Origin of the sequence: Streptomyces sp. NBC_00193 (assembly GCF_026342735.1) — a bacterium.
Classification (GTDB): Bacteria; Actinomycetota; Actinomycetes; order Streptomycetales; family Streptomycetaceae; genus Streptomyces; species Streptomyces stoeckheimensis.
The window spans coordinates 4,444,641-4,468,858 of sequence record NZ_JAPEMM010000001.1 but is presented as its reverse complement, the minus strand read 5'-3'; the positions used below and the strand labels follow the sequence as shown (position 1 = coordinate 4,468,858).

Genomic DNA, 24,218 nt, shown 5'->3' with positions numbered 1-24,218 from the left:
GTGAAACACCTCGAAATCGCCATCCTGGTCATGCTCTGGACGGTGACGGTCTGGCGCGCTCCCTCCGCCGTCCGGTCGGTCAAGCAGCGGGCCCTGTGGACGGCGTTCGCCGCCCTGACCGTCTCCATGACGCTCCGCCTCCCCGGCGTGATGCGCACCCTGGACGACTGGGCGGGCGTCAACAACCTCTCCACCCTCGTCAAGCACTGGCTGGGCATGATCGCGGCCGGCGCGGTCGTCGACTTCGTCGTCGCCATCGCCCGCCCGGAGACCGGCCGCCGGCTGCGGGCCCGCCACTACGCCGCCCTGACCGCGATGACGGCCATGGGGGTGCTCTTCGCGTTCTTCGTCCCGCGGCCCCACGAGATGACCGACTTCTTCGAGGAGACCGCCGGCAACGGCTGGGCCACGGCCTACTACCTCCTCTTCGTCGTCTACCTCGGCATCGCCATGGCCACCGCCACCTGGCTGTTCTGGGGCAGCGCCCGGCACGCCAGCGCCCTGTGGCTGCGGACCGGCGTCCGCCTCATGGGCATCGGAACCGCCGTCGGCGTGCTCTACACGCTGCTGCGGGCCGGGTACATCGCGACCCGCCTCGCGGGCCTCACGGACGACACCAGCGACATCGCCGTCGACAACGTCACCGACGCCCTGAAGTACCTGGCGATCGGCTTCATCCTGATCGGGAGCAGCATCCCCGCCTTCGGCGTGGCCTGGCGCACCGTCCAGGACGGCCGCCACCACCGGCAGCTCCAGCCGCTCTGGCAGGACCTGACCGCGGTCACCCCCGACATCGTCCTGAAGACCGGCCTCCTGCGCAGCCCGCGGCTGCGGCTGTACCGGCGGGTGATCGAGATCCGCGACGCCGCCCTGACCCTGGACGCCTACACCGCCAACGACGTCCGCGAGCGCGCGCAACGCGCCGCCCTGGCGGCCGGCTTCGACCCGGCGACGAGCCCGGCGGCCGAAGCGCTCTGGATGCGGGCGGCCCGCGAGGGCAAGGCCCGCGGGGTCCTGCCGCTGCGCGGCACCCAGGAGCCCGCGGCCACCGTCGGCATCGACGACCTCGACTTCGGCACCGAAGTGCTGCGCCTCATCCAGCTCGCCCGGATCTACCACTCCGCCGTGGCCGACGAGTTCCTCACCACGACCAGCCAGGAGGCCACGGCGTGACCGCCACGCTCACCCAGCCCACCGAGTCCCGATCCGCCCGCCTGATCACCGACGGGCTCGATCCCAAGACCTGGATCATCGCCGACACCCTCCTGATCGGCTGGCACACCGCCGGCCTCGCCGGGATCGGCTGGGGGCTCCTGGGCTGCCTGTTCGCCGCCGTCATCCCGCTCGCCTTCATCAAGTACGGCATCCGGCGCGGCCGCTGGGCCGACCGGCACGTCGGCCAGCGGCAACAGCGCATCGTCGTGATGGTGTTCATCATCGGCTCGGTCGCCACCGGCATCCTGCTGATGGCGCTCCTCGGCTCCCCCCGCACGATGATCGCGCTGATCGCGGCCATGCTGGTCACCCTCGCGGCCCTGCTCGCCGTGACCCCCGCCTGGAAGATCAGCGTGCACGCGGCCGTCTCCTCCGGGAGCGTCGCCATGCTCGCCATGACCTACGGGCCCTGGCTGCTGCTCGCGTACCCGCTGGTCGCCGTCGTCGGCTGGTCCCGGGTCGAGCTGAAGGACCACACCCTCGCCCAGGTTCTCGCGGGCACCGCGGTGGGCGCGGCCGTGGCGGCCACCACCTTCGGGCTGATCCGCTAGGGCCTCTCCCCCGCACCTCCCCCGTCCCGTCCGTCCCGCCCGTCCCGTCGGCGGCGTCGTTTTCCAGCCGTGCCGTTTTCGACAAGACAAGCGCGCACCGGCTTGTCACGCTCGGCGCACACCGTCGGCACGGCGGCGGCCCGTCACGGGGGTGCGGGCTGCCGCAGTGCCGCGACCAGCACACGGGGCTCGTCCGCGTGGAAGCGGATCACGCGGGCTTCGGCCCGGGCGCCGAGCGGGCGGCGGAAGGCGAGCGGGCGGGTCAGTTCGACGGTGACGGTGGTCTGGCTGCCGACGATCAGGTCGAGCACCCCGTCCTCGGAGAGGGTGACGAGACGCCCCTCGGGGTAGCGCCGGTCCACCCGGACCGAGGCCACCGCGTCCGGCGGGACGGTCAGGTCGAAGAGGGCTCCGTAGCGGATGCGCAGGGTCCCGTCGGGCCGTACGACGTGCGGCCGGGTCACGCAGGCGGCGTGCAGGGCGAGCATCAGCAGCACCCCGTACACGTCGAGGACGAGCACCACCCGGTGCACGGCCGGCCAGGGGATCAGGACGGCCAGCGCCACCGTCTCGATCAGCGACACGAAGACCAGGCCGTACATCATGGCCGTCTGCGGTCCGGTGTACGGGGCCGCGTGGTCTCCGGGGCGCACCCCGTGCGGCGGCCGCCGCAGCGCCCAACGGCCCAGCGCGGCGGACGCGCGCAGCTCGTGCAGCACGAGGCGGCGCACGGGCTCGGGCACCACGGCCCGTACGGCCTCGCGGCGGGCCGCGGCGGGGTCGGCGCCGCGGGCGCGGGCAGCGGCGTACAGGGAGTACAGGACGCGGGCCTCCAGGAGGAGGATCCCCAGCACCATCACCTCGGCGACGGCGAGGACCCAGCCGGGCGGGCGCACTCCGGCGGCCACGCACACCACCAGCGCCAGCTCCATGGGGAGCACGGCGGCCACCCCGATCCGTGCCGCGCGTATCGCGCTCATTCCCGGCCCCTCTTCGTCTGCGGGTCCGTCTGCGTGTCCGTCTGGGTGTCCGTCTGCGTGTCCGTCTGCGTCTTCGTCTGCGCGGCCCACGTGTCCGTGAAGGCCTCCACCACCCGGCGGACGACCTCCGCCTGCGCCGGTGCGTACTCGGCGAGCAGGGCCTCCAGGAAGCCGGGCAGCTGCTGCGGCCCGCCGGCCCCCTCCGTGGCCGCCGTCGCCGTCTCCGTCGCCATCACCGCGAACGCCTCGGCGGGCACCGCGGCCACCAGTTCCGCGGCGAGCGGCCCGATCCGGGGATCGTCCCCGTCCGCGTCGGCGAGCTCGTCGAGCCGCTCGTACAGCGCGAGCACGGCCGGATCGGCGGCGACCGTGCCGAGCACGGCGTAGAGCTCCTCCCCCACGGCGCCCGAGGCGTCCAGCAGGCTCAGGTGCTCGCGGTCGAGCGCGGCCGACGGCGAGGTCGTCGCGGGCGCCTTGGCGAGCAGCTCCGCGAGTGCGGGCGAGACCGGCTCGGCCTCCCCGGGCGGGGCGGCGAGCAGGACGGCGAGGCGCCGTCTGCGCTCGGCCAGTTCGGCCTGCTGGCGGGCGAGGTCGGCGTCGAGCTCGGCCAGTACCTCGGCCAGTTCGCGCCCCGCGTCGTCCGCGAGCACGTCGCGCACCTCGTCGAGGCTCAGCCCGAGCTCGGTCAGCCGGCGCACCCGGGCCAGCCGGACGGCGTCGCGCACGCTGTAGGCGCGGTAGCCGTTGGGGCGCCGGTCCGGCTCGGGGAGCAGGCCGACGTGGTGGTAGTGCCGGATCGCCCGGGTGGTGACCCCGACGAGCGCGGCGATCTCTCCGATCCGCATGGGTTCCAGTAGAAACCCTGCCGTTGCGTCAAGGTCAAGCCGTGATGACGCAGCCGGTACGATGGGCGGCACGACAGACGAGTCGGCCGGGCGGCCGCGTCGGGATCCCCGGATCCCGCCGAGGAACGTCCGGGCTCCACAGGGCAGGGTGGTGGCTAACGGCCACCCGGGGTGACCCGCGGGACAGTGCCACAGAAAACAGACCGCCTGGGGCTTCGGCCCCCGGTAAGGGTGAAACGGTGGTGTAAGAGACCACCAGCGCCTGAGGCGACTCAGGCGGCTAGGTAAACCCCACCCGGAGCAAGGTCAAGAGGGGTCGTTCTCGGACGGCCCTGCGCGAACGTTCGAGGGCTGCTCGCCCGAGTTCGCGGGTAGACCGCACGAGGCCGGCGGCAACGCCGGTCCTAGATGGATGGCCGTCTCCCCGGCGACCGCGAGGTCACCGGGTGACAGAACCCGGCGTACAGGCCGGCTCGTCTGTCCTTCTCACCCCGACCGAGGCATGTGCCCGGGTCGGGGCGACAGGCCGCGACGAATGGCCCCTCCACGGAGGGGCCATCGGCGTTTTCGGCTGCCGCGGCGTGCGCGCGGTCGCCGCGGACTGGCATCGGGGCATCGCCGAGATGCTCGCCCTCTTCCTACTCGGCCTCCCCGTCGGCCTCGTCGGCCTCGTCCTCGTCGGCCCCGTCCTCGGCCGCCTGCTCCACCATCCGCTCGATGTCCGCGTCGATCCGCCGAAGCTCGTCGACCACGATCCCCCACGCCCGGCCGCGCAACTCCTCCGGCACCTCGTCGTCGATGAACGCCGCGAGCCGGGACACCTCCGAGCGGGCCCCTTCCTCGTCGGCCTCGGTCGGGATGTTCATCACGTGCCACACCAACCGGCCCACCGCCAGCGCGCCGCGGCCCACGGCCCCGAGCACCGCCCCGAAATCAGGCACTGCCCCCTCCTTGCCCCTCGACATGGTGTTGGTGACGCCTGTGGCGCCCCGTGCTTCCTACACGGCCCCGCGCCGGACGACAACTGCACGCCGCCGCCGAGGAGTTCCGCGCAGCGCGCTGTCGCGGGCGGACGGCCCCCGCCAGACCCTCGGGTTCGGCGGCTGGGGCAAGGCCGTACCCGGCGTCAGGCCTCCCAGTGGGCCCCGTAGCGGGGCCGGTAGGGCTCGACGGGCGTCTCCGGGTCGTGCAGTGCGGCGCGGCAGGCCGCACGGGACCGGGCGCGGGCGGCTCGTTCCGCGAGGCGGGCGGGTTCGGAGAGGGAGCCCCCGAAGGCGCAGCAGTACCTCCAGCTGTCGAAGGCGCGGCGGACCTCCCGCGGCTGCGGGCGGCGGCCCTCCTTCGCCGCGGTGCGGAGCTCGGCGGCGGAGTACCTCAGGCTGCGCAGGTCCACCCGGCGCCAGGGGCCGTCGTACGGGCGCAGGCCGAGGATGTCGAGCTCCTCGCGCCGCCGTGCGGCGAACGGGGTGCGCGGGGCGGGGACGTGATGGGCGGTGCGGGACACGGAGAGCCTCCAGTCGCACCCCAGGACCTTCCTGGGGGTGCTACCGGAAGCCGGACGGGTACGGCGGCACGGGCGCTCCCTCCTGCTCCAGCGCTCGGGTGACCCCTTTCTAGCAACTGGTGGCTCGCCGCCGCCCGGGGATTACGGAAGGCCCCCCGCCCGGTCGGGGCGGGGGGCCTAGGCCGGGCGCGGTGGCTCAGCGCAGGTGGGACGTGTCGTTCAGGAGGCGGACCGAGGCGTTGCCGTCGGCGTAGTAGGCGACCGCCGACAGGGAGGCCGCCGACAGCTCCATGCGGAACAGCGCCTCCGGCGGGGCGCCCAGCGCCAGCCGGACCAGGATCTTGACCGGCGTCACGTGCGAGACCAGCAGGACCGTGCGCCCCGCGTGCTCGGCGAGCAGCCGGTCCCGGGTCGCCGAGATCCGGCGGGTGGCCGAGGCGAAGCTCTCGCCGCCGCCCGTGGGGGCGGCCTTCGGGGAGTCCAGCCACGCCTGGAGGTCCTCCGGGTGGCGCTCGCGCGCCTCCGCGAAGGTCAGCCCCTCCCACGCCCCGAAGTCGACCTCGCGCAGCCCCTCTTCGACCGTGACGGTGAGCCCGAGCCGGTCGGCGACGGCCTGCGCGGTCTCCCGGCAGCGGCGCAGCGGAGAGCTGATCACCGTCTCGATGGTGCCGCGCGCGGCGAGCGACTCCGCGACGGCGGCGGCCTGGCGGCGGCCCGCCTCGGAGAGCTCCGGGTCGCTGCCGCCGCTGCCGGAGAACCGCTTCTGCGGGGTCAGTGCGGTCTCTCCGTGCCGCAGCAGCACGAAGGTGGCCGGGGGCCCCATGTCGGGTCCCCAGCCCTGCCCTGCGGGGGCGGCCGCGGGCGCGGCGCCGGTGATCGTGGGCGCTGCCGTGCCCGGCCCGGAAGCCGGGGCCGGCGAGCCCGCCGGGGCCGCCTCGTCGGCGAGGTCCGCGGGGTCGGCGAACAGGGTGCCGGCCCCGGCCTGCGCGGAGCCGGCCCGGGCAGCCGCAGCGGTGCCTGCACGGGTCCGCGTACCACCGCCGGAGGCGAGGGCTGCACGGACGGCCGCAGCGCCCGCTGCGGCGTCGCCCACGGGGCCCGCCGGCGGCGGGGTCGCCAGGGTGCGGGCCGCGGAGGCGTCCAGGGCGGCCGAGGAGTTCGCGGGCTCCCACTGCTCGCCCCGCTTGCCCGCGTCCATCGCCTCGTTCGCGAGCCGGTCCGCGTGCTTGTTCTTCTCGCGCGGGATCCACTCGTACGTCACCTGCGCGCGCGGCATGACCTTCGCCGCCTCCGCCGCGAGCGGCTTCATGTCCGGGTGCTTGATCTTCCAGCGGCCCGACATCTGCTCGACGACGAGCTTGGAGTCCATGCGTACGAGGACCACCGCGTCCGGGTCCAGCTCGCGGGCGGCCTTCAGCCCGGCGATGAGGCCCTTGTACTCGGCCACGTTGTTCGTCGCGACGCCGATGTACTCCGCGCGCTCGGCCAGCGTCTCGCCCGTGGCCGGGTCGAGGACGACGGAGCCGTAGCCGGCGGGCCCCGGGTTGCCCCGGGAGCCGCCGTCGGCTTCCACAACGAACTTCGGCATCAGATGCCCGAGTCGGCCATGCGGACCAGGATGCGGCCGCAGCTCTCGTGCCGGACGACCTGGTCGCGGGCGGCGGCCTTGATCTCGTTGACCTCGGCGAGGTCGAGCTCCAGGCGGCAGCCCTCGCAGCGGCGCTGCGACAGGCGGGCGGCGCCGACGCCGCCCTGCTTCACGCGGATCTTCTCGTACAGGGCGATCAGCGCGGCCGGCATGGCCGTGACGATGACCTCGCGGTCCTTGGCGATGCCCGCGACCTCGGCGTCGATCTCACCGGTGGCGGCGTCGCGGCGCGCGGTGGCGTCGACGAGCTTGGTCTCCAGCGAGGCGACCCGGTCGGTGAGCTCGGTGACGCGCTCCTGCGCACCCTCCAGGCGCTCCATGACCTCCAGGACAACGTCCTCCAGGTCACCCTGGCGCTTGGCGAGGGAGACGACCTCGCTCTGCAGGTTGGCCAGGTCGCGGGCGGAGATGCCCGCGCCCGAGTCGAGGCGGGCCTGGTCGCGGGCGGCGCGCTGGCGCACCTGGTCCACGTCCTGCTCGGCCTTGGTCTGCTCGCGGGCGGCGTCGGTGGCCTGCGTCTGGGCGGCGACGAGGAAGTCGCGCTGCTGGGCGAGGTCGCTGGTCAGCGCGTCGACCTCGGCGTGCTCGGGGAGCATCTTGCGCTTGTGGGTCAGCTGAGACAGCCGGACGTCCAGGGCCTGGACGTCGAGAAGTCGGATCTGGTCGGCGGGCTCGGCGTTCAGTTGGGGGCTCCAGGGTGAGAAGGGGATGTCACGGACGGCGCATGCGCCGTCCACGGGTCGGTGGCCGTGCGCGAGACGTGGGTCCGCAGACCCCAGCCGTTGCGCTCGGAGATGGCGTCGAGCTGGGCCGCGGCCTGCTCGCACCAGGGCCATTCGGTCGCCCAGTGGGCGGCGTCGACGAGGGCGAGCGGGCTCTGCTCGCGGGCCTCGGACACCGGGTGGTGGCGCAGGTCGGCGGTGACGTACGCGTCGACACCGGCGGCGCGTACCGGCGCGAAGAGGCTGTCGCCGGAGCCGCCGCTGACGGCGACGGTACGGATCATCGCGTCGGGGTCACCGGCCACGCGGATGCCCTGTGCGGTCGGCTGGAGCCAGGCGGCGACGCGCGCGGTGAACTCGCGCAGCGTCTCGGGGCGGTCCAGCTCGCAGAGCCGGCCCAGGCCCCGGCGGCCCTTGGGGTCGGTCGGGTCGGGGACCAGCGGGCCGGTGACGCGCAGGTCGAGGGCGCCGGCGAGGGCGTCGGAGACGCCGGGGTCGGCGGTGTCGGCGTTGGTGTGGGCGACGTGCAGCGCGATGTCGTTCTTGATCAGCGTGTGCACGACCCGGCCCTTGAAGGTGCCGGCGGCGACGGTGGTGGTGCCCCGCAGGTAGAGGGGGTGGTGGGTGACGAGCAGGTCGGCACCCAGCTTCACCGCTTCGTCGACGATCTCCTGGACGGGGTCGACGGCGAACAGGACCCGGGTGACCTCGGCGTCGGGGTCGCCGCAGACGGTGCCGACGGAGTCCCACTCCTCGGCCCGCGAGGGGGGCCACAGAGCGTCCAGCGCGGCGATGACTTCAGAGAGACGGGGCACAGGCCAAGGCTACCGTCCGTGGCGACCGGCCAGACGCTCCGAGCCCGCCCGATCACGGGCGGGTGCACGGGGCGGCCGGTGCGGCCCGCCGGGCCGCTTCAACCTGGCCTTTACTTGACCAGGAAGGTGCGCAGGTCGTCGAGGACCTTGTCGGCGGCGGTCACGCCGAGGCCCAGGTACCAGGTCTCGTCCGGGACGTCCTTGGCCTGCCCCTGCTTCACGGCCTCCAGGCCCTTCCACAGCGGGTTGTCCTCTGCGGAGTCGCGCTTGGTCTTGTCCTTGGCCCCGTAGACGCCGGTGAAGATCCAGTCGGCGGCGGCCTCGTCCATGCGCTCCGGGCTGATCTCCACCGCGAGGTCCTCGACCTGCTGGTTCTGCGGGCGCGGGATGCCGGAGTCCTTCAGGATCGTGCCGATGAAGGAGGCGCCGGCGTAGAGCCGGGTCTTGCCCGGCATGTAGCGCAGCATCGTGACGGTCGGCTTCTTCTCGCCGAGGTCCGCGCCGAGCTTCGCCGCCTTGGCCTGGTAGGCGTCGAGCTTGGCCTTGGCCTCGGCGGTCTTGTCGAGGGCGGCGGCGTTGAGGAGGTAGTTCTCCTTCCACGGGAAGCCGGGGCGGATGGAGAAGACGGTCGGGGCGATCTTCGAGAGCGCGTCGTACTTGTCCGCGGAGCGGAGCTGGCTGCCGAGGATCAGGTCGGGCTTGAGGGCGTTGATCGCTTCGAGGTTGAGGTTGTTGATGGTGCCGACGGACTTGGGCTCGCCGGCGTCCTTCTTGAGGTAGCCGGGGATGCCCTCGTCACCCTCGGTGGGCGCGTAGCCGACGGGCTGCATGCCCAGCGAGACCACGTTGTCGAGCTCGCCGACGTCGAGGACGACGACCCGCTTGGGCGCGGCCCCGATCTCGGTGGAGCCCATGGCGTGGGTGACCGTGCGCGGGAACTGCCCGGCCGCCGCGGTGGTCCCGAAGGCCGCCGTCTTCTTCGCCGCGTCGGAGAAGTCCTTGCCGCCCTGGGCGGCGGCCTTCTTCTCGGTGCCTCCGGCCGGGGCCTCCTTGCCGGGCTTCGCGGCCTTGTCGTCCTGGCCTCCGCAGGCGGTGAGGACGAGTGCGGCGGCAGCGGCCAGGGCGACGGCGGCGAGGGAGCCACCTCGGGGCGTGCGGCGTCGGAGGGACATGGAGCGTCTCCTGAGGGTGGGGAGCGGGCGAAACACCAAAAGATCAGAAAAAGCCGGTTAGGTGTACCTAACCAGGCTCCTCACCCTAAACGCCCTGATATCGCACAGCACAATCGCCTCCTCCTCCACAGCCGAATCGCCGCCCCGCCACCCGTATGTGTGAAGCGGGGATTGTCGCGTTGTCCGGAGGGAAGCGCGATCACTACGTTCCTCGGCGGAGGTATCCGCCGATGACTGCCTGTGCCATCGAGAAGACCAGCGCGACCCCGTTCACCATCGCCGCGGACGGGTCCTACGCCGCCCGGCTCGCCGGGGACGGCGAAGCGCGCTATCCGGAGCGCTGGACGCTGACCGGTCCCGAGCCGTACGCGGTGCCCCTGCCCCTCGCCCAGCCCGAGGACGCCGCCAGCGAGGTGCTGCCGCTGACCGACGGGCGGGTGCTGATCCACCGGCGGGTCGCGGAGCGGCACGCCTTCGCGCTGCTGTACCCGACGGGCGGCGGCGAAGCGGGCGCCGGGCCCCGGACCGGGGAGCTGCAGCTCGGCGCGATCCCGGCGGCCGAGGGCGTACGGGTCACCCTGCTGCCCCCGTCCCCCGACGGGCACGGGGCCTTCGCCCTGGCCGTGGGGGCCGCCTCGACCACGGTGTGGCAGGTGGCCGGGGTCCCCTTCGGGCCGGAGCGGGTCGCCCGGATCACGGGGCGCTGTTCGGGCGGGGTCTGGCTGGACCGCACGGGTCGGCTGCTGGCCCTGGACCGCGAACTGGACGGCCCCGACGGGCCGGTGACCAAGGCCGTGGCCGTGGACCTGCGGCGGGCCGGGGAGGTGTCACCGCTGCTCCAGATCGCGGAGGCCAGCAACGACCGGCTGCTGCTGGCCGACACCGACAGCGGGCTGCTGCTGATCCGTTCGGACGCGCCGGGCGAACCCCGGCTCGGCTGGGGGGTGCTGGGCAGCGCCCGCCCGGTGCGGTTCCCGGAGTGCCTGCGGGCCGTCGGGGCGACGGCGACGCCGTTCGCGGTGCAGCCGGGGCAGGTGCTGATGCCGGAGAGCTGCGGGGTGGCGCTGCGGGTGGACGAGGCCGGCGACGGTTACGGCGGTTCCGTGGCCGGGCTGGCCCTGTGGCGCCCCGCCGACCGGCACGTGTTCCGGCTCGGCGCACCGGCCGGCTGGCTCGGCGGAACGGGCCGCTGGACCCAGGAGGGCCGCCTGCACCTCCCGTACTCCACCCCCGAAGTGCCGTGCGGCCTCCTCGGGATGAACATCCCGGTCTCCCCACCGCCGCCGATCCGCCTGGACCCCATCCCGCTCCCGCCGGCCCCCGCCCGCCCGGTCCCCTTGCAGCAGGCCCCGCTGGGGTGAGCGGCTCCCGCTTCCGGGCATCTGCTATCCAGGCCCGGTGACGAACTCCAAGCCCTACGACGCGGTCCTCTGCGACCTCGACAACGTGATCCGCTTCTACGACACGGCCCATGTGACCGCGCTGGAGGCCTCGGCCGGCCTCCCCCGGGGCACGACCTCGGCCATCGCCTTCGCTCCCGCCCTGGACGGGCCGCTGCTGCTCGGGCACACCACTCCGGAGCAGTGGGTCCACGCGGTCGCGGCCGAGCTCGCGAAGGACGACAGGCTGTCCCCGGCCCGCGCGGACGAACTGGCCCGGGCCTTCGCCGGGTCGCCGTTCTCGGCCGACGGGACGGTGGTGGCGATGCTGCGCCGGGTCAGGGCGTCGGGGACGCCGCTGGTCCTGGTCACCAACGCGACCCTCGACCTGGAGGACGACCTGGAAACGCTGGGGCTGACGGACCTCGCCGATCACGTGGTCAGCAGCGCCCGGGTGGGCGTGGCCAAACCCGACCGGGAGATCTACGAGATCGCGGCCAGTCGGGCGGGTGCCGCTGTGGAGCGTTGCCTGTTCATCGACGACCGGCTGGAGAACATCGAGGCAGCCGTCGCGCTGGGCATGACCGGCGTGCACTTTCGGGAGCCGGCCGACCTGCACGAGCCATTGGCCTTCGCCCTCGCGCGGTGAATGCGGTGAGGGCCGTCCGGGCAAGCCGGTGGGGGCGGAGGGCCCGGGGGTCCGCCGCCCCCACCGGGGGTGCTCGTACAGGTCAGCCGTCGTGCTTGAGGCCGAGGACCTCCGCCGCCGCGAAGGTTTCGTTCGCGGGGCGGGAGTCGTAGTGCGGGGTGAGGAGCCCGTCGAGTTCCTCGTAGGAGAAGGACTCCTTGGTGGTGTCGAACTTCGCCGCCACCTTCGGGCGTTCCATGACGACCACGATGCCGCCGTGGACGACGAACAGCTGCCCGTTGGCCTTCGCGGAGGCCGGGGAGGCCAGGTAGCCGACCAGCGGGGAGACGTGCTCGGGGGCGAGGGCGTCGAGCTTGCCCTCCTCCGGGACCTGGAAGCCCGCGAAGACGTCCTCCGTCATGCGGGTACGGGCGCGCGGGCAGATGGCGTTGGCCGTCACCCCGTACTTGGCCAGGGCCAGGGCGGTGGACGTGGTCAGGCCCACGATGCCGCCCTTGGCCGCCGCGTAGTTGGGCTGGCCGGCCGAGCCGCCGAGGAAGGCCTCGGAGGAGGTGTTGATGATCCGGCCGTAGACCGGCCCGCCGGCCGCCTTGGAGCGTTCGCGCCAGTGCACGGAGGCGAAGTGGGTCGTGTTGAAGTGGCCCTTGAGGTGGACCCGGATGACCGAGTCCCACTCCGACTCCGACATCGAGAAGACCATCCGGTCGCGCAGGATGCCCGCGTTGTTGACCAGGATGTCGAGCTTGCCGAAGCTGTTCACCGCCAGCTCGACCAGCTCGCGCGCCTGCTCGAAGTCGGCCACGTCGCCCAGGTGCGCCACCGCCTGTCCGCCCGCGGCGCGTATCTCCGCCGCGACCTCCTCCGCCGGTGCGGCCGAGGCCTCGCCGGAGCCGTCGCGGCCGGGCTGCCCGAAGTCGTTGACGACCACGCTCGCGCCGAGCCGGGCGAGTTCGATCGCCTCGGACCGGCCGAGGCCGCGGCCCGCCCCGGTGACGATGGCGACGAGTCCCTCAAGTGGCAGTGACATCCGTACGGTTCCTCTCGAAACGGGTCAGAGTTCGATGCAGGTGCGCAGGGCCACGCCCGTACGCATCTGGTCGAGCGCGTCGTTGATCTCGGCGAGCTGCACGCGGTGCGTGATCAGGCCCGCCAGGTCCACCCGGCCGGCCCGCCACAGCGCGATGGTGCGCTCGTAGGAGCGGAGCACGTCGCCGCCGCCGTACATCGACGGCAGGATCTTCTTCTCGTCGAAGAAGAGGGAGAACATGTTGATCGAGTAGTTGTCGTCGAGCGCGCCGGCGCCGACCACGACGACGGAGCCGCCGCGGCGGGTCATGTCGTAGGCGGTCTTGGTGGTCGCGGACTTGCCGACGACCTCGAAGACGTAGTCGAAGCCCTCGCCCGCGGTGATCCGGTTCTTGGCGTCGGCGAACTCCTCCGGGGAGACCGCCTCGGTGGCGCCGAAGCGCAGCGCGGCCTCGCGCCGGGAGGCGACCGGGTCGACGGCGATGATCTGGGCCGCGCCCTGCACCTTGGCGCCCTGGATGACGGAGATGCCGACGCCGCCGCAGCCGATGACGGCGACCGAGGAACCGGCCTCCACCTTGGCGGTGTTGATGGCGGCGCCGAGGCCGGTGGTGACTCCGCAGCCGATGAGGGCGGCGATGTCGAAGGGCACGTCGTCGGGGATGGGGACGGCGCAGCCCGCCGGGACCACCATCTCCTCGGCGAAGGTGCCGGTGCCCGCGAAGCCGAAGATGCTGCTGTCGCCGCGCTGGAAGTTGGGGGTGGCCACGTTACCGAAGGCCTCCAGGCACAGGTGGCCCTGGCCGCGCTTGCAGGAGGGACAGTGCCCGCAGGGCGGGAGCCAGCAGACCAGGACCCGGTCACCGATCTTGTGGCTGGTGACCCCGTCGCCGACGTCGGTGATCACGCCGGAGCCCTCGTGGCCCGGGATGAAGGGGGCGGGCTGCGGGAGGACGCCGCTCATCGCGGAGAGGTCGGAGTGGCACAGGCCGGTGGCCTTGATGCGGATCTTGACCTTGCCGGGGCCGAAGCCCACGGCCTGCATGTCCTCGACGACTTCGAGCTTGTCCTGGCCTATCTCGCTCTGGAGTGCTGCGCGCACGGTGCGGCTCCTTCTGTATGTCTGCGGCTGCGGGGTATCTCGCGGGCTTCGGCTGCGGGCTTCGGCTGCTGCGTCCGCTCAGCCGTGTTCGACGACGGTGTCGGCGAGGACCGGGGCGTCGTCCCGGTCGGCGGCGCTCACCGTGACGAGGACGCGGCCGGGCTCCTGCCACATCCGGATCCGCAGGGTCTCGCCGGGGAAGACGATCCCGGCGAAGCGGGTGCGGTAGGCGCGGACGCGGGACACGTCGCCGTCCAGGACGGTGTCGACCACGGCCTTCAGGGTCATCCCGTACGAGCACAGGCCGTGCAGGATCGGCTGGTCGAAGCCGGCCATCTTGGCGAACTCGGGGTCCGCGTGGAGCGGGTTCCAGTCTCCGGAGAGGCGGTACAGCAGCGCCTGCTCCTCGCGGATCTTGCGCTCCTCCACCCGGTCGGGCGCCCGCTCGGGCTGCTCGGCCTTGACGGAGGGGCCGCGGTCGCCGCCGAAGCCGCCCTCACCGCGTACGAAGATCGACGCGTCGGAGGTCCACAGGGGCCCGTCGGCGTCCGCGACCTCGGTGCGCAGGACGATCACCGCCGCCTTGCCCTTGTCGTACACCGCGGCCACCGTGGCCGTGGAGGCGGCCTCACCCTTGACCGGGATGGGCCGGTGCAGCTCGATGGACTGGCTGCCGTGCAGCACGTTGGCGAGGTTGACCTCGATGCCGGGTGCGGCGAGGCCGCCCATCATGGCCATGCCGGCGCCGGCGACCGTCGCGAAGCTGGGGAGCACGTGGAGCTTGGACTCCAGGGTGTAGCGCAGCTCGTCGGGGTCGGTGGCGGCCCCGGGGTTGTTCGGGGAGGTCCCCGCGCCGAGTCCGAGGTGGTAGAGCTGGATGTCCTTGTGGTCCCAGGCGATGTTCCCCTTGCGGGGTTCGGCGGCGAGGGCCTTGGCGGCATCGATCGGCATGGGCGTGCTGCTCCCTGTGTTGGAAACACCGTCTTCGGGGCACCTGCTGTGAAGCACCGGCTGTGCAAGCGCGGTGCCTTGGAAGACCTCGGCGCGGCCGTCCGCACCGTCGGCCGCACCGAGGTCGTATGCGGGACCCGGCACTCTAGAACGCGTTCTAGGTTGCCCGGTGAAGGAATGTATAACGCACGCCCCAGCACTTGGGAAGACTCCTGACTATCTGTCAGACTCAGTTCGTCCGCGGCGCGTTGCGCGGGTACGGGATACTTCGCCCCTACCCTGGCCGGGTGGATGAGATGCCCGTTTCCCAGCGCCCTGCCCGATCCCTGCGGGTGCTCCTGGACCCGCCGAACCCGGCCCTGGCGGTCCTCCTCGGACTCCAGCCGGACATCGAGGTCGTGGCTTCACCGCTGGCCCGCCCGGCGGTGGCGCTGACGGAGTCGGTGGACCGCGTCCCGGAGCTCCTGGCCGAGGATCCGGAATGCCGGATCCTGGTGCTGACGGGCTCCGCCCATCCGGGCCTGCCGGAGGCCGCCCTCGCCGCCGGCGCGGCCGGCCTGGTCCTGCGGGACGGCCCGGTCGAGGACCTCGCGGACGGCATCCGCCGCGCGTCCCGGGGGGAATCGGTGGTGGACCCGGCGCTCCGGGCCCCGCACGCGCCGGAGACCACGTAGGGCTCGGAGGGCACGGAGATCACGTAGGGCCCGGAGGCCACTAGGGCCCGGAGGCCGCGTGGCCCCCTGGGTCCCGTGGACCGCACCGGGCATGAATCGGACGTGAACCGGGCATGCGCCCGCCCCGCGGATCCTTCCGGAGGGTCCGCGGGGCGGGCGTGTCGTGCGGCGGCCCGGGGATCAGCCGGAGGCGGCCGCCGTCCAGTCGTCGACCGTCCGCGACGGGTCCAGGGCGACGGGCAGCTTCTCCAGCCCGCGGAAGGCCGGGAAGGGCCCCTTGAGCCACTCCTCGTGCCCCGGTTCCGGGGTCGCCAGGACCATCTCGGGGAACCGGTCGAGCAGGGCCGTCAGCGCGGTCTCCAGCTCCATCCGGGCGAGCGGGGCGCCGAGGCAGTAGTGGGGTCCGTGCCCGAAGCCGAGGTGGGTGCTCTGCAGCCCCTTGCGGGTCACGTCCAGGGTGTCCGGTTCCGCGAACTTCTCCGGGTCCCGGTTGGCGGAGGAGATCGCGATCTGGACGAGGGATCCCTGCGGGATGGCCACTCCCCCGATCTCCACGTCCTCCAGGGCGTAGCGGAACGTCGAGGTCTCCACGGAGCACTCGAACCGGACGAGCTCCTCGATCGCCTGGGGCAGGAGCCCGCGGTCCTCCCGTACGAGCGCCAGCTGCTCGGGGTGGGCGAGCAGCGAGAACACCGCGTTGCCGATCTGGTACGTGGTGGTCTTGTGGCCCGCGAAGAGCAGGACCCACATCATCGAGACGAGTTCGTCGTCGGTCAGGGCCCCGTCCTCGTGCTCCGTCCGGATCAGCACGGTGAGGAAGTCGTCGGCGGGTTCCGCGCGCTTACGGGCGACCAGGCCGAGGAAGTAGTTCCGCAGCCAGTGCTCCGCCTCGGCGAGCTCGTCGCCCATGTCCTTGCTGAACCGGGAGCGCGTCACCTGCCCGAACCACTTCAGGACGTCGGTCCGCTCGTCCCCGACGATGCCGAGCAGCTCGCAGATGACCATGACGGGGAGCGGCAGGGCGAAGGCGGTCATCAGGTCGACGGGGGCGTCCGTCGGGCACTTGGCGAGCAGTTCGCCCGCGAGCTGCTCGATGCGGGGGCGCAGCAGCTTGATGTGGCGCGGGGTGAAGGCCTCGTGGGCGATGTGCCGCAGCCGGGTGTGCCGAGGGGGGTCGGCGAAGATCAGGTTGTCGTCGAGGGCGTCGCAGGTGTCCCCGAAGACCGCGTGGTAGATGTCGATGCCCTCGTGCATGTCCTTGCCGATGCGCGGATCGGCCAGCGCGAGCCGGGCGTCCTCGTACCGGGTGATGAGATACGTGTCCACCCCGTGGCGCGTGGTCAGCTTGCAGACGGGGGCCTGCTCGCGCAGCGATCGGTAGACCGGGTAGGGGCACGTGCGGTACTCCGGCGTGCCCATGGACACGGCCGCCACGGCTTCGGCTACGGGAAGGCCGACGGGAACCCCGTCACTCACTGCCACTGCGGGTTCGGTCGTCACGGCTCAGACCTCTCGTGGGGGCTCGACTGTCCAGCCACCTCACTCCCTCGGCCCGCGCCCCGCGTAACCTCCGTTACCCCGTTCGGGCCCGAAACTACGCCCGCCTGAGCGGATCGGCCGGATCCCCGAGCCGTCCCGCGGCCACCCGCGCGGTCCCCGCCCTAGGGTCCGCCTCATGCCGGACATCGCACACCTCGACCTCGCCCCGCCGGACGACGGCAGCCGCAGCAGGATCGACGTCCACCACCACTTCTGTGCCCCGGAGTGGCTGGAGTGGGCCGAAGGCCAGGGCCTGGCGCACCGGAAGGCCCTTCCGCCGTGGGCGCGCTGGGATGCCGCGGCCGCCCTGGACCTGATGGACCGGGCGGGGATCGCCACCGCCGTGCTCAAGCCGATGCTGCCGGCGCGCTACGCGACGTCCGCGCAGCTGCGCGAGGCCACGGCCATCACCCTGCGGGCGGCGGCTGAGGTCGCGGACGCGCATCCGGGCCGCTTCGCGTTCCACGCCCCGCTCTTCCTCGACGAGCCGGAGGTCGCGCGCTGGGCGCTGCGGCGCGGGCTCGACGAGCTGGGGGCGGTGGGGGTGAACGTGACGGCGAACTACGGCGGCGTCTACCTCGGCGACCCCTCCTACGACCCGCTCTTCGCCGACCTCGACGAGCGCTCCGCCGTCGTGGACACGCACCCGCACAACTTGCCGCTCCCCGGCGGGAGCGGGGGGCCGGGCGGGGCCCCTGGCGCGGGTGCCGGCGGGCCGGGCGGGGGTACGGGGCCGGGCGGGGGTACCGGGCCGGGTGCGGGGCCGGGGCCGGGTGTGCCGCCGGGTGCGGGCCCGGGGCCGGGTGGGCTGGCCGTTCCGGGGATCCCGCACTTCATGTGCGACTTCCTGCTGGACACCACACGGGCCGCACTGAACATGATCCACAAGGGCACGCTGGAGCGTTTCCCGAACCTGTCGGTGATCCTGCCGCACGCGGGCGGCTTCCTCCCCCACATCGCCACCCGGGTCCAGGCTTTCGCGGGGGCGTTCACCCCGCCCGTCGACCCGGCGATGGTCCGGGACCACCTGCTCCGCTTCTACTACGACACAGCCGGGCCGATGTCCCCGGCGGGGACCCTGCTGGCGATGGCATCGCCCGACCGCATCCTCTTCGGCAGCGACTGGCCGGCGTGCCCGGCGGAGATGGTCGCGGACATCGCCCTGCCGGCGCTGGCGGGCGACCCCGCGCTGAGTGCTGCGCAGCGGCGGGCGATCAACCGGGACAACGCGGTGCGCTTGATGCCGGCTCTGGCCGCCTCGACTCCGGCGCCGGTCCGCACCTGAGGCACGCTGCCCGAGCATCCCGCCCGCTGCGCGGGGCCGAGTCCCCTACCCGCCCTTCGCCCGTTCCCCGGGCGCTGCCCGGACCCGCCCGGGGGCTCCGCCCCAGACCCCGGTCCTCAAACGCCGGACGGCTGAAAGAACACGGGACGGCTGAAGTACCCGCCCACGGGTCCGGAATCGGCCCGGGTCGGGGACGGGGGCGGGGTGGGGTGTCGGCCGGGACGTAAAGCGTGATTTGTGGCGCGCGAGCAGGCTTCGCCTTGTCGGAGTAGAGCAGGGGGCGCCTAAATCATGCAGTCCAGGCGGACACCCCACCTCGCCCCCGGCACCGACCCACCGCAGCCAGCACCTCACCCCGCCCCACCGCCGGAGGCTACCGCCGCAGGAGCGTGACCACCGCCGCGCCGCCCAGGCCGATGTTGTGCGCCAGCCCGACCCGCGCGCCCGAGACCTGGCGGGGGCCCGCCGTGCCGCGGAGCTGCCAGACGAGTTCGGCCGCCTGCGCAAGGCCCGTCGCGCCCAGGGGGTGGCCCTTGGAGATGAGGCCGCCCGAGGGGTTGACCACCCACCGGCCGCCGTACGTCGTCGCGCCCGACTCCACCAGCGCCCCGGCGCCGCCGTCCTCGCACATGCCCAGCGCCTCGTACGTCAGCAGCTCGTTGATCGAGAAGCAGTCGTGCAGCTCGATGACGTCCACGTCCCCGATCCCGAGCCCGGACGCCGCGAACACCGCCCGCCCCGCCGCCGCCGTCATCGGCTTGCCGACCACGTCGATGCAGGAGCCGGAGGCGAAGGACGCCTCGGTGTCCGTGGTCATGGACTGCGCGACGATCTCCACCGCCCGGTCCCCCAGGCCGTGCTGCTCCACGAAGCGTTCCGATACGACCACCGCCGCCGCGGCCCCGTCCGAGGTCGGCGAGCACTGGAGCTTGGTCAGCGGCTCGTGGATCGTCTTCGCCGCGAGGATCTCCTCCACCGTGTAGACGTCCTGGAACTGCGCGTTCGGGTTGTTCGCCGAGTGCCGGTGGTTCTTCGCCCCGACCGCCGCGAGCTGCGCGGCCGTGGTCCCGTACAGCTTCATGTGCTCGCGCGCCGCGTTCCCGAAGATCTGCGCCGTGGGAGGGGACATCTCGAAGCCGTGGCCCGCCGCCATGATCCCGTAGTGGCGGGCGACCGGGGAGGTCTTGAAGTCCCCGCCGTCCGCCCCGCCGCCCAGCGCGCCGCGCTTCATCTTCTCGAAGCCCAGCGCCAGCACGCAATCGTTGATCCCGCCCTCCACGAACTGCCGCGCCATCATCAGCGCCGTCGAGCCCGTCGCGCAGTTGTTGTTGACGTTGTAGACGGGGACTCCGCTCAGCCCCAGTTCGTACGCCGCCCGCTGGCCGGCCGTGGAGGCCTGGAAGCAGTAGCCCACCGGCACCTGCTCGACCAGCCCGTAGTCGATGCCCGCGTCCGCGAGCGCCGCGTCGCCGGCCTCCTTCGCCATGTCCCAGTACTGCCAGTCCCTCGACTCCGGCTTCTCGAACTTCGTCATGCCGACGCCCACGATGTACGACTTCATGCGTGTCCCCACTGCCCTTCGGTTCAGTTCAGTTCGGTTCGGTCAGTCCCTGGGAAGGCCGAGAATCCGCTCGGCGACGACGTTGAGCTGGACCTGCGTGGTGCCTCCGGCGATGGTCAGGCAGCGGGACATGAGCATGCCGTGCACCGCCCGCTTCCCCGCCCCCTCGCTCACCGCGCCCGCCGGGCCCAGCAGTTCGAGCGTGAGCTCGGCGGTCCGCTGCTGGTGCGGGGTCTGGACGAGCTTGCGTACGGACGCGCCCGCTCCCGGCTCCAGTCCGGAGACCTGCTGGAGCGTGGTGCGCAGCCCGATGCAGGCCAGGGCGTGCGCCTCGGCGGCCAGGGCCCCGATCCGGACCCGGTACCCGCCTTCGAGTTCGGCGGAGCGGGCGAGCAGCGCTTCCAGGCCGGTGTCGAAGGTCATCTGGTCGGCCATGTGGACGCGTTCGTTGCCGAGGGTGTTGCGGGCGACCTTCCAGCCCCCGTTCTCCGCGCCCACCAGGGCGTCGGGCGGGAGCGGCACGTCGTCGAAGTAGACCTCGTTGAAGAGGGCCTCGCCGGTGATCTCCTTGAGGGGCCGGATGTCGATCCCGGGGGTCTTCATGTCCACGATGAAGTAGCCGAGCCCCTTGTGCTTGGGGGCGTCCGGGTCGGTGCGGGCCAGCAGGATCCCGTAGTCGGCGCTGTGCGCGGAACTCGTCCACACCTTCTGCCCGTTGACGATCCAGCCGTCCCCGCCGGGCGCCCGCTCCGCCTTGGTCCGCAGCGAGGCGAGGTCCGAGCCCGCGCCCGGCTCGGAGAAGAGCTGGCACCAGGTGACGTCCCCGCGCAGCGTGGGCAGCAGGTAGCGCTCCTGCTGCTCGGGGGTCCCGTAGGCGAGGAGGGAGGGCACGACCCAGGTGGCGATCCCGAGGTCGGCGACCTTGACCCCGGCGGCCTTCAGTTCCTGCTGGACGACGAGCTGCTCGACGGGACCGGCGCCGAGCCCGTACGGGGCCGGCAGGTAGGGGGCCGCGTACCCGGTGGGCGCCAGCACCCGGCGGGCGGTGGCGGGGTCGAGCCCGGCCGCGTCGGCGATGGCGCTACGGGCCTTCGCACGGTGGGTCTCGGCCCGCGCGGGCAGCTCCAGGCGCAGCTCGCGCCGGGCGCCCGCGGCGGCGAGCCGTACGGCCCGGACCCGGTGGCCGTCGCCGGAGCCGAGGAGCTGGCGGGCGACGAGGGACCGGCGGAGGTAGATGTGGGCGTCGTGCTCCCAGGTGAAGCCGATGCCGCCGAGCACCTGGACGCAGTCCTTGGCGCAGGAGTACGCGGCGTCGAGCGCGGTGCCGGCGGCCAGCGCGGCCACCAGCGAGCGCACCTCGGCGGGCTCCTCGGTGGCCTGCGCGGCGTCCCAGGCGAGCGCCCGGGCCTGCTCCACGCGCACCAGCATGTCGGCGCACAGGTGCTTGATCCCCTGGAACTGCCCGATGGGCCGCCCGAACTGCTCGCGCACCTTCGCGTACTCGGCGGCGGTGTGCAGCGCCCAGGCGGCGGTGCCGCAGGCGTCGGCGGCGAACAGCACGCAGGCGAGGTCCCGTACGAGCGCGGCGTCGAGTTCCAGCAGGGCCCCCGGCCCGGCGGTGACTCCGCGGGCGCGCACCTCGGCGGTGGGCCGGGTGGGGTCGGCGCTGTCCTGGGTACGGATGTCCAGCGCGGCGGCGTCGACGGCGAACCAGCGGGTCCCGTGCGCGGTCTCGGCGGCGAGCAGCACGAGGTCGGCCTCGCCCGCGCCGAGCACCGGCGGGGCGGTGCCGTCGAGGAGGTAGCCGCCCTCCACGGCGACGGCCGTCAGGTCCCCGGGCCCGAGCGCCACGGCCCCGACCCGCCCGCCGAGGGGCTCGGCCCCGGCCCGGTCCAGGAGGACGGAGGCCAGCACGCTCGGCAGGTACGCCCCGGGCAGCGCCGCCCGGGCGGCCTCCTCCACCACGACGGCGAGGTCGAGCAGGGTGCCGCCCTCCAGGTGCGGTTCCAGCAGCCCGGAGGCGAGCAGCCCGTCCCAGTAGGCGGGCCGCGCGCCCGTCTGCGGCGGGGTGTCGAGGAGCTTGCGGACCTCCTCGGGCGGCACGGCCCGCGCGACCCAGCCGCGAACGGCTTCGGCCAACTCCCGCTGTTCCTTTGTGATTCCGATGCCCATGCGCGGCAGAGTAGAACACGTTTCATTCTGACGGAAGGTCAGAACTGAAACGTGTTCTCGCTCCGGCGGCGGCCCGGCCGCACGTGTCCGACGCGGGTCGCCCCTGCCTGACAAGACGGCCGCCGCGGGTCCGCGCGCCCGGTCGGAAGGGAGCCGGCTCACCAAGCCGGTGCGGCACTTCCCGGCCCGGCGGCCGTCCCTCCGGCCCGGCCGCTGTCAGTGCCCGCTGGCACGATGCCGGACATCACGGAAGCAGAAGCAGGAGAGATCATGGGAACCTGGGACGTCGACCCCTTCGACAACGACACCGCCGCGGACTTCTCCGGCAGCCTCGACGAGGCACCCGAGGCCGAGCGGCCGGGCATCATCCGCGCCGCCCTGGCGTGCACGGCCGACACCGCCGGGTACCTCGACCAGGACGTGGCGGTGGAGGCGGTGGCCGCGGCGGCCCTGGTCGCCGCCCAGTGCCCCGGGGGTGAGCCCGTCACCACCCCCTACGGGCCGGACCTGCCCGTTCCCGAGCTGCCGGCCGACCTGCGGGCACTCGCCGTCCGCGCCCTGGACCGGGTCGTCACCGAGCCCTCCGAGCTCATGGAGCTCTGGGAGGAGACCGCCGCGCCCGGCCCCTGGCGGGCGACCGTCTCCCGGCTTCGGAGCGCCCTCCTGTGATCGGCCCCGCCCCCGTGGTCCGCGTACCGGACCGATCGGGAGCGGGGAAGTGAGCCCGGTTCAGAACAGGCTGGTGTACACGTGCTGCCAGTCGGTGACGGCCTGGGCGATCGGTGAGGTCGCGCCGATCGCCGTACCCGCGTTGGCGATGGCGGTCAGTGCGAGCCGGGCCCGGGTGCGCAGTCGGCGCTCGTCCGGGTTGGCGGCGGCTTCGGAGACGTCCGCGAGGCTGTCCAGCAACTCCGCCCGCTGCTGCTCGGAGAGAGCCGTCTCCTGCTGGATCGCCGCGTTGAGGGCGTCGATCGCCGCCGCCGAGCGGTCGTCGCCGCGCTCCATGATCGCCGCGACGTTCGAGCCGATGAACTGGATGGTGTCGGCTATGTTCACCGCGCCGACGTTGCCGTTGATGGTCACCGGCGGGCGCGGTTCGCCCATGCCGGACCGGTTGGTGTACTCCTGCATCTGAAACGAAACCTCCGTCAGGTAGTTCAACGCGATGGCCTGGTACCCGAGGTTCAGCCGCCGGCGGACGTCGGCGGTGATCGCGTCCCGCGGCAAGCGGGCGACGGCCTCGGCCCCTTTGGCCGTCCGGTGGAAGCGGCCGGCGACTTCGGTGGTCAGGAAGCCGTCCAGGAGCCCGCCGCCCAGTTCCCAGTCGGACTCCTCCAAAGAGACCGTCCCCGCGGCCAGCCGGGCGAACCTCCGGGTGCGGTCCAGGAGGAACGCGGTCAGCCGCTCGTCGACCGCCGAAGGCGCGACGTCCGCCGCGAACCGGGCGTCCTGGGGCGGCCGGAGCAGCCCGATCGGTTCGAACGGCGGGCGGGAGCCGAGGACCTGCGCCGCGCGGCGCAAGCCTTCCCCCAGGGCTGCCAGATGAGCGGGCCATTCCCCCTCCGGGCGCACCGGAAGGTCCTGCGGCCCCGGGAAGGCGACGTGCCCGCTCGGGCCGTCCAGAATGCGGGCGGCCTTCCGGGCCGCCTCCTTGACCGGTCCGAGCTCGGCCGCCGCCGGGTCCAGCACCTTGAGCAGCGTCTGCCGGGCGGTCGACCAGGCAAGAGCCCGGTGAACCAGGGCCGCCGCCGCAGGCGTCAGTCTCGTACCGGACTCGGGCCGCTCCCAGCCCAGTTCTCCGCCGCGCCGCCGGAAGCGGGCCGGCTCGCATCCGCCGGCAGGCAACGCTTCCAGTTGGCGGACGAATCGCCGGGCCTCGCCCGCCACGGCCCGGGTCAGGTCGGTGATCGTCTCCCCCAGCAGCTGCCGGCCCTGTACCGCGTCCGGCAGCGCCAGCGTCCGCCCGCTGCGCAAGGTCACCGGACGGAGAGCGACGTGTTCGGAACGGCCTCCGCCTCTGCGATCGCCGGCCGGACCGGGCAGATGGTTGTCCTCCGTTGGCCTGCGTACCCGGCCCCCTGCCCGCCAGACGTCCACCTCGGACTGCAGCTCGTCGCGCCTGCGGGCCAGCTCGGCCTTCTCCTCGTCGCGCCTGCGGGTCAGCTCCAGGTACTCCATACGGCGCACCGCATGTGTTTCCGCTATCGCCCTCTTCTCCCGCTCCGGTGCCTTCTTGTTCCAGTACGCGGCCCCGAACCCGATCGCACCGCCCCAGAAGAGCAGGTTGCCGAGCCCCTCATTGTTGCCGGCGTACGCCAATAGCGTCAGAACGATCCAGCCGGCGATCCCACACCCCATGCCCCACCCCGCCCCCGTGTGTGCAATGGCGTCCATGCTCGCAGGGGGCAGCGGGTTCGGGACCGGGCGT

The 24,218-nt window shown here is 73.2% G+C and carries 22 protein-coding genes and 1 other RNA gene; 8 read left to right on the top strand and 15 right to left on the bottom strand.

Annotated features, from left to right (window positions below; all coding sequences use genetic code 11):
* Entirely contained in the window at positions 1 to 1,173 is a 1,173-nt protein-coding gene (locus tag OG898_RS19855; RefSeq protein ID WP_266958386.1) for an MAB_1171c family putative transporter, read from the top strand.
* On the top strand, positions 1,170 to 1,766 hold the full coding sequence (locus OG898_RS19850) for a hypothetical protein (protein ID WP_250745620.1): 597 nt from the start codon (positions 1,170 to 1,172) through the stop codon (positions 1,764 to 1,766). The genes OG898_RS19855 and OG898_RS19850 overlap by 4 nt, the downstream gene beginning before the upstream one ends.
* A gap of 143 nt (positions 1,767 to 1,909) precedes the next feature.
* On the opposite strand, the gene OG898_RS19845 is transcribed toward OG898_RS19850, so the two are convergent.
* Both OG898_RS19845 and OG898_RS19840 read right to left on the bottom strand, forming a co-directional pair.
* Positions 1,910 to 2,746 (bottom strand): hypothetical protein, encoded by an 837-nt coding sequence (locus OG898_RS19845; protein WP_266958384.1) that lies wholly within the window; start codon positions 2,744 to 2,746, stop codon positions 1,910 to 1,912.
* Positions 2,743 to 3,591 (bottom strand): MerR family transcriptional regulator, encoded by an 849-nt coding sequence (locus tag OG898_RS19840; RefSeq protein WP_250745622.1) that lies wholly within the window; start codon positions 3,589 to 3,591, stop codon positions 2,743 to 2,745. Before OG898_RS19840 ends, OG898_RS19845 begins: the two co-directional genes overlap by 4 nt.
* Positions 3,592 to 3,669: 78 nt before the next feature.
* Here OG898_RS19840 and rnpB point away from each other — a divergent pair.
* Positions 3,670 to 4,071, top strand: an RNA gene (gene rnpB, locus OG898_RS19835) — RNase P RNA component class A.
* A 158-nt stretch (positions 4,072 to 4,229) separates the two neighbouring features.
* Here the strand turns inward: rnpB and OG898_RS19830 are convergent.
* The 6 genes from OG898_RS19830 to OG898_RS19805 form a co-directional block, all read right to left on the bottom strand.
* Positions 4,230 to 4,532, bottom strand: a complete 303-nt coding sequence (locus OG898_RS19830; RefSeq protein WP_266958381.1) for a hypothetical protein — start codon at positions 4,530 to 4,532, stop codon at positions 4,230 to 4,232.
* A gap of 185 nt (positions 4,533 to 4,717) precedes the next feature.
* Entirely contained in the window at positions 4,718 to 5,095 is a 378-nt protein-coding gene (locus OG898_RS19825; protein ID WP_266958379.1) for a hypothetical protein, read from the bottom strand.
* 196 nt (positions 5,096 to 5,291) lie between these two features.
* Positions 5,292 to 6,683 (bottom strand): bifunctional RNase H/acid phosphatase, encoded by a 1,392-nt coding sequence (locus OG898_RS19820; protein WP_266958377.1) that lies wholly within the window; start codon positions 6,681 to 6,683, stop codon positions 5,292 to 5,294.
* Positions 6,683 to 7,426, bottom strand: a complete 744-nt coding sequence (locus OG898_RS19815; protein WP_250745686.1) for a zinc ribbon domain-containing protein — start codon at positions 7,424 to 7,426, stop codon at positions 6,683 to 6,685. The genes OG898_RS19820 and OG898_RS19815 overlap by 1 nt, the downstream gene beginning before the upstream one ends.
* Positions 7,423 to 8,280, bottom strand: coding sequence for a Nif3-like dinuclear metal center hexameric protein (locus OG898_RS19810; RefSeq protein WP_250745632.1), 858 nt, complete (start codon positions 8,278 to 8,280; stop codon positions 7,423 to 7,425). The genes OG898_RS19815 and OG898_RS19810 overlap by 4 nt, the downstream gene beginning before the upstream one ends.
* Before the next feature lie 110 nt (positions 8,281 to 8,390).
* Positions 8,391 to 9,452 carry an ABC transporter substrate-binding protein gene (locus tag OG898_RS19805; protein WP_266958375.1) on the bottom strand — a complete coding sequence of 354 codons (1,062 nt, stop codon included), beginning with the start codon at positions 9,450 to 9,452 and terminating at the stop codon, positions 8,391 to 8,393.
* Between the two features lie 230 nt (positions 9,453 to 9,682).
* Here OG898_RS19805 and OG898_RS19800 point away from each other — a divergent pair, with 230 nt between their 5' ends.
* Together OG898_RS19800 and OG898_RS19795 are read left to right on the top strand one after the other, a co-directional pair.
* A complete protein-coding gene (locus tag OG898_RS19800) occupies positions 9,683 to 10,813 on the top strand; it encodes a hypothetical protein (RefSeq protein WP_266958373.1) in 1,131 nt (376 codons plus the stop codon).
* Positions 10,814 to 10,850: 37 nt separating this feature from the next.
* Positions 10,851 to 11,480 carry an HAD family hydrolase gene (locus tag OG898_RS19795; protein WP_266958371.1) on the top strand — a complete coding sequence of 210 codons (630 nt, stop codon included), beginning with the start codon at positions 10,851 to 10,853 and terminating at the stop codon, positions 11,478 to 11,480.
* An 82-nt stretch (positions 11,481 to 11,562) separates the two neighbouring features.
* Here OG898_RS19795 and OG898_RS19790 read toward each other — a convergent pair whose 3' ends face one another.
* From OG898_RS19790 to OG898_RS19780, 3 genes are all read right to left on the bottom strand, one after another.
* On the bottom strand, positions 11,563 to 12,507 hold the full coding sequence (locus OG898_RS19790) for a 3-oxoacyl-ACP reductase (protein ID WP_250745635.1): 945 nt from the start codon (positions 12,505 to 12,507) through the stop codon (positions 11,563 to 11,565).
* A 24-nt stretch (positions 12,508 to 12,531) separates the two neighbouring features.
* Positions 12,532 to 13,608, bottom strand: a complete 1,077-nt coding sequence (locus OG898_RS19785) for a Zn-dependent alcohol dehydrogenase (RefSeq protein ID WP_266958368.1) — start codon at positions 13,606 to 13,608, stop codon at positions 12,532 to 12,534.
* 78 nt (positions 13,609 to 13,686) lie between these two features.
* Positions 13,687 to 14,559, bottom strand: a complete 873-nt coding sequence (locus tag OG898_RS19780) for a MaoC/PaaZ C-terminal domain-containing protein (RefSeq protein WP_250745637.1) — start codon at positions 14,557 to 14,559, stop codon at positions 13,687 to 13,689.
* A 296-nt stretch (positions 14,560 to 14,855) separates the two neighbouring features.
* Between OG898_RS19780 and OG898_RS19775 the strand changes: the two genes are divergently transcribed.
* Positions 14,856 to 15,233, top strand: coding sequence for a DNA-binding response regulator (locus OG898_RS19775; protein ID WP_266960341.1), 378 nt, complete (start codon positions 14,856 to 14,858; stop codon positions 15,231 to 15,233).
* A 180-nt stretch (positions 15,234 to 15,413) separates the two neighbouring features.
* Here the strand turns inward: OG898_RS19775 and OG898_RS19770 are convergent, their stop codons facing one another.
* Complete coding sequence (locus OG898_RS19770; protein WP_266960339.1) at positions 15,414 to 16,652, bottom strand: cytochrome P450; 1,239 nt, start codon at positions 16,650 to 16,652, stop codon at positions 15,414 to 15,416.
* A gap of 256 nt (positions 16,653 to 16,908) precedes the next feature.
* On the opposite strand from OG898_RS19770, the gene OG898_RS19765 reads away from it, so the two are divergent.
* Positions 16,909 to 18,057: an amidohydrolase family protein gene (locus OG898_RS19765; protein WP_266958366.1), complete on the top strand. Its 1,149-nt coding sequence runs from the start codon at positions 16,909 to 16,911 to the stop codon at positions 18,055 to 18,057.
* Between the two features lie 373 nt (positions 18,058 to 18,430).
* On the opposite strand, the gene OG898_RS19760 is transcribed toward OG898_RS19765, so the two are convergent.
* Positions 18,431 to 19,618 carry a beta-ketoacyl synthase N-terminal-like domain-containing protein gene (locus OG898_RS19760; protein ID WP_266958364.1) on the bottom strand — a complete coding sequence of 396 codons (1,188 nt, stop codon included), beginning with the start codon at positions 19,616 to 19,618 and terminating at the stop codon, positions 18,431 to 18,433.
* 42 nt (positions 19,619 to 19,660) lie between these two features.
* On the bottom strand, positions 19,661 to 21,790 hold the full coding sequence (locus OG898_RS19755) for an acyl-CoA dehydrogenase (protein ID WP_266958362.1): 2,130 nt from the start codon (positions 21,788 to 21,790) through the stop codon (positions 19,661 to 19,663).
* Between the two features lie 270 nt (positions 21,791 to 22,060).
* Here OG898_RS19755 and OG898_RS19750 point away from each other — a divergent pair, with 270 nt between their 5' ends.
* Entirely contained in the window at positions 22,061 to 22,459 is a 399-nt protein-coding gene (locus tag OG898_RS19750; protein WP_266958360.1) for a DUF4259 domain-containing protein, read from the top strand.
* Between the two features lie 60 nt (positions 22,460 to 22,519).
* Here OG898_RS19750 and OG898_RS19745 read toward each other — a convergent pair whose 3' ends face one another.
* A complete protein-coding gene (locus tag OG898_RS19745; RefSeq protein WP_266958358.1) occupies positions 22,520 to 24,184 on the bottom strand; it encodes a hypothetical protein in 1,665 nt (554 codons plus the stop codon).
* Between the last annotated feature and the right edge of the window lie 34 nt (positions 24,185 to 24,218).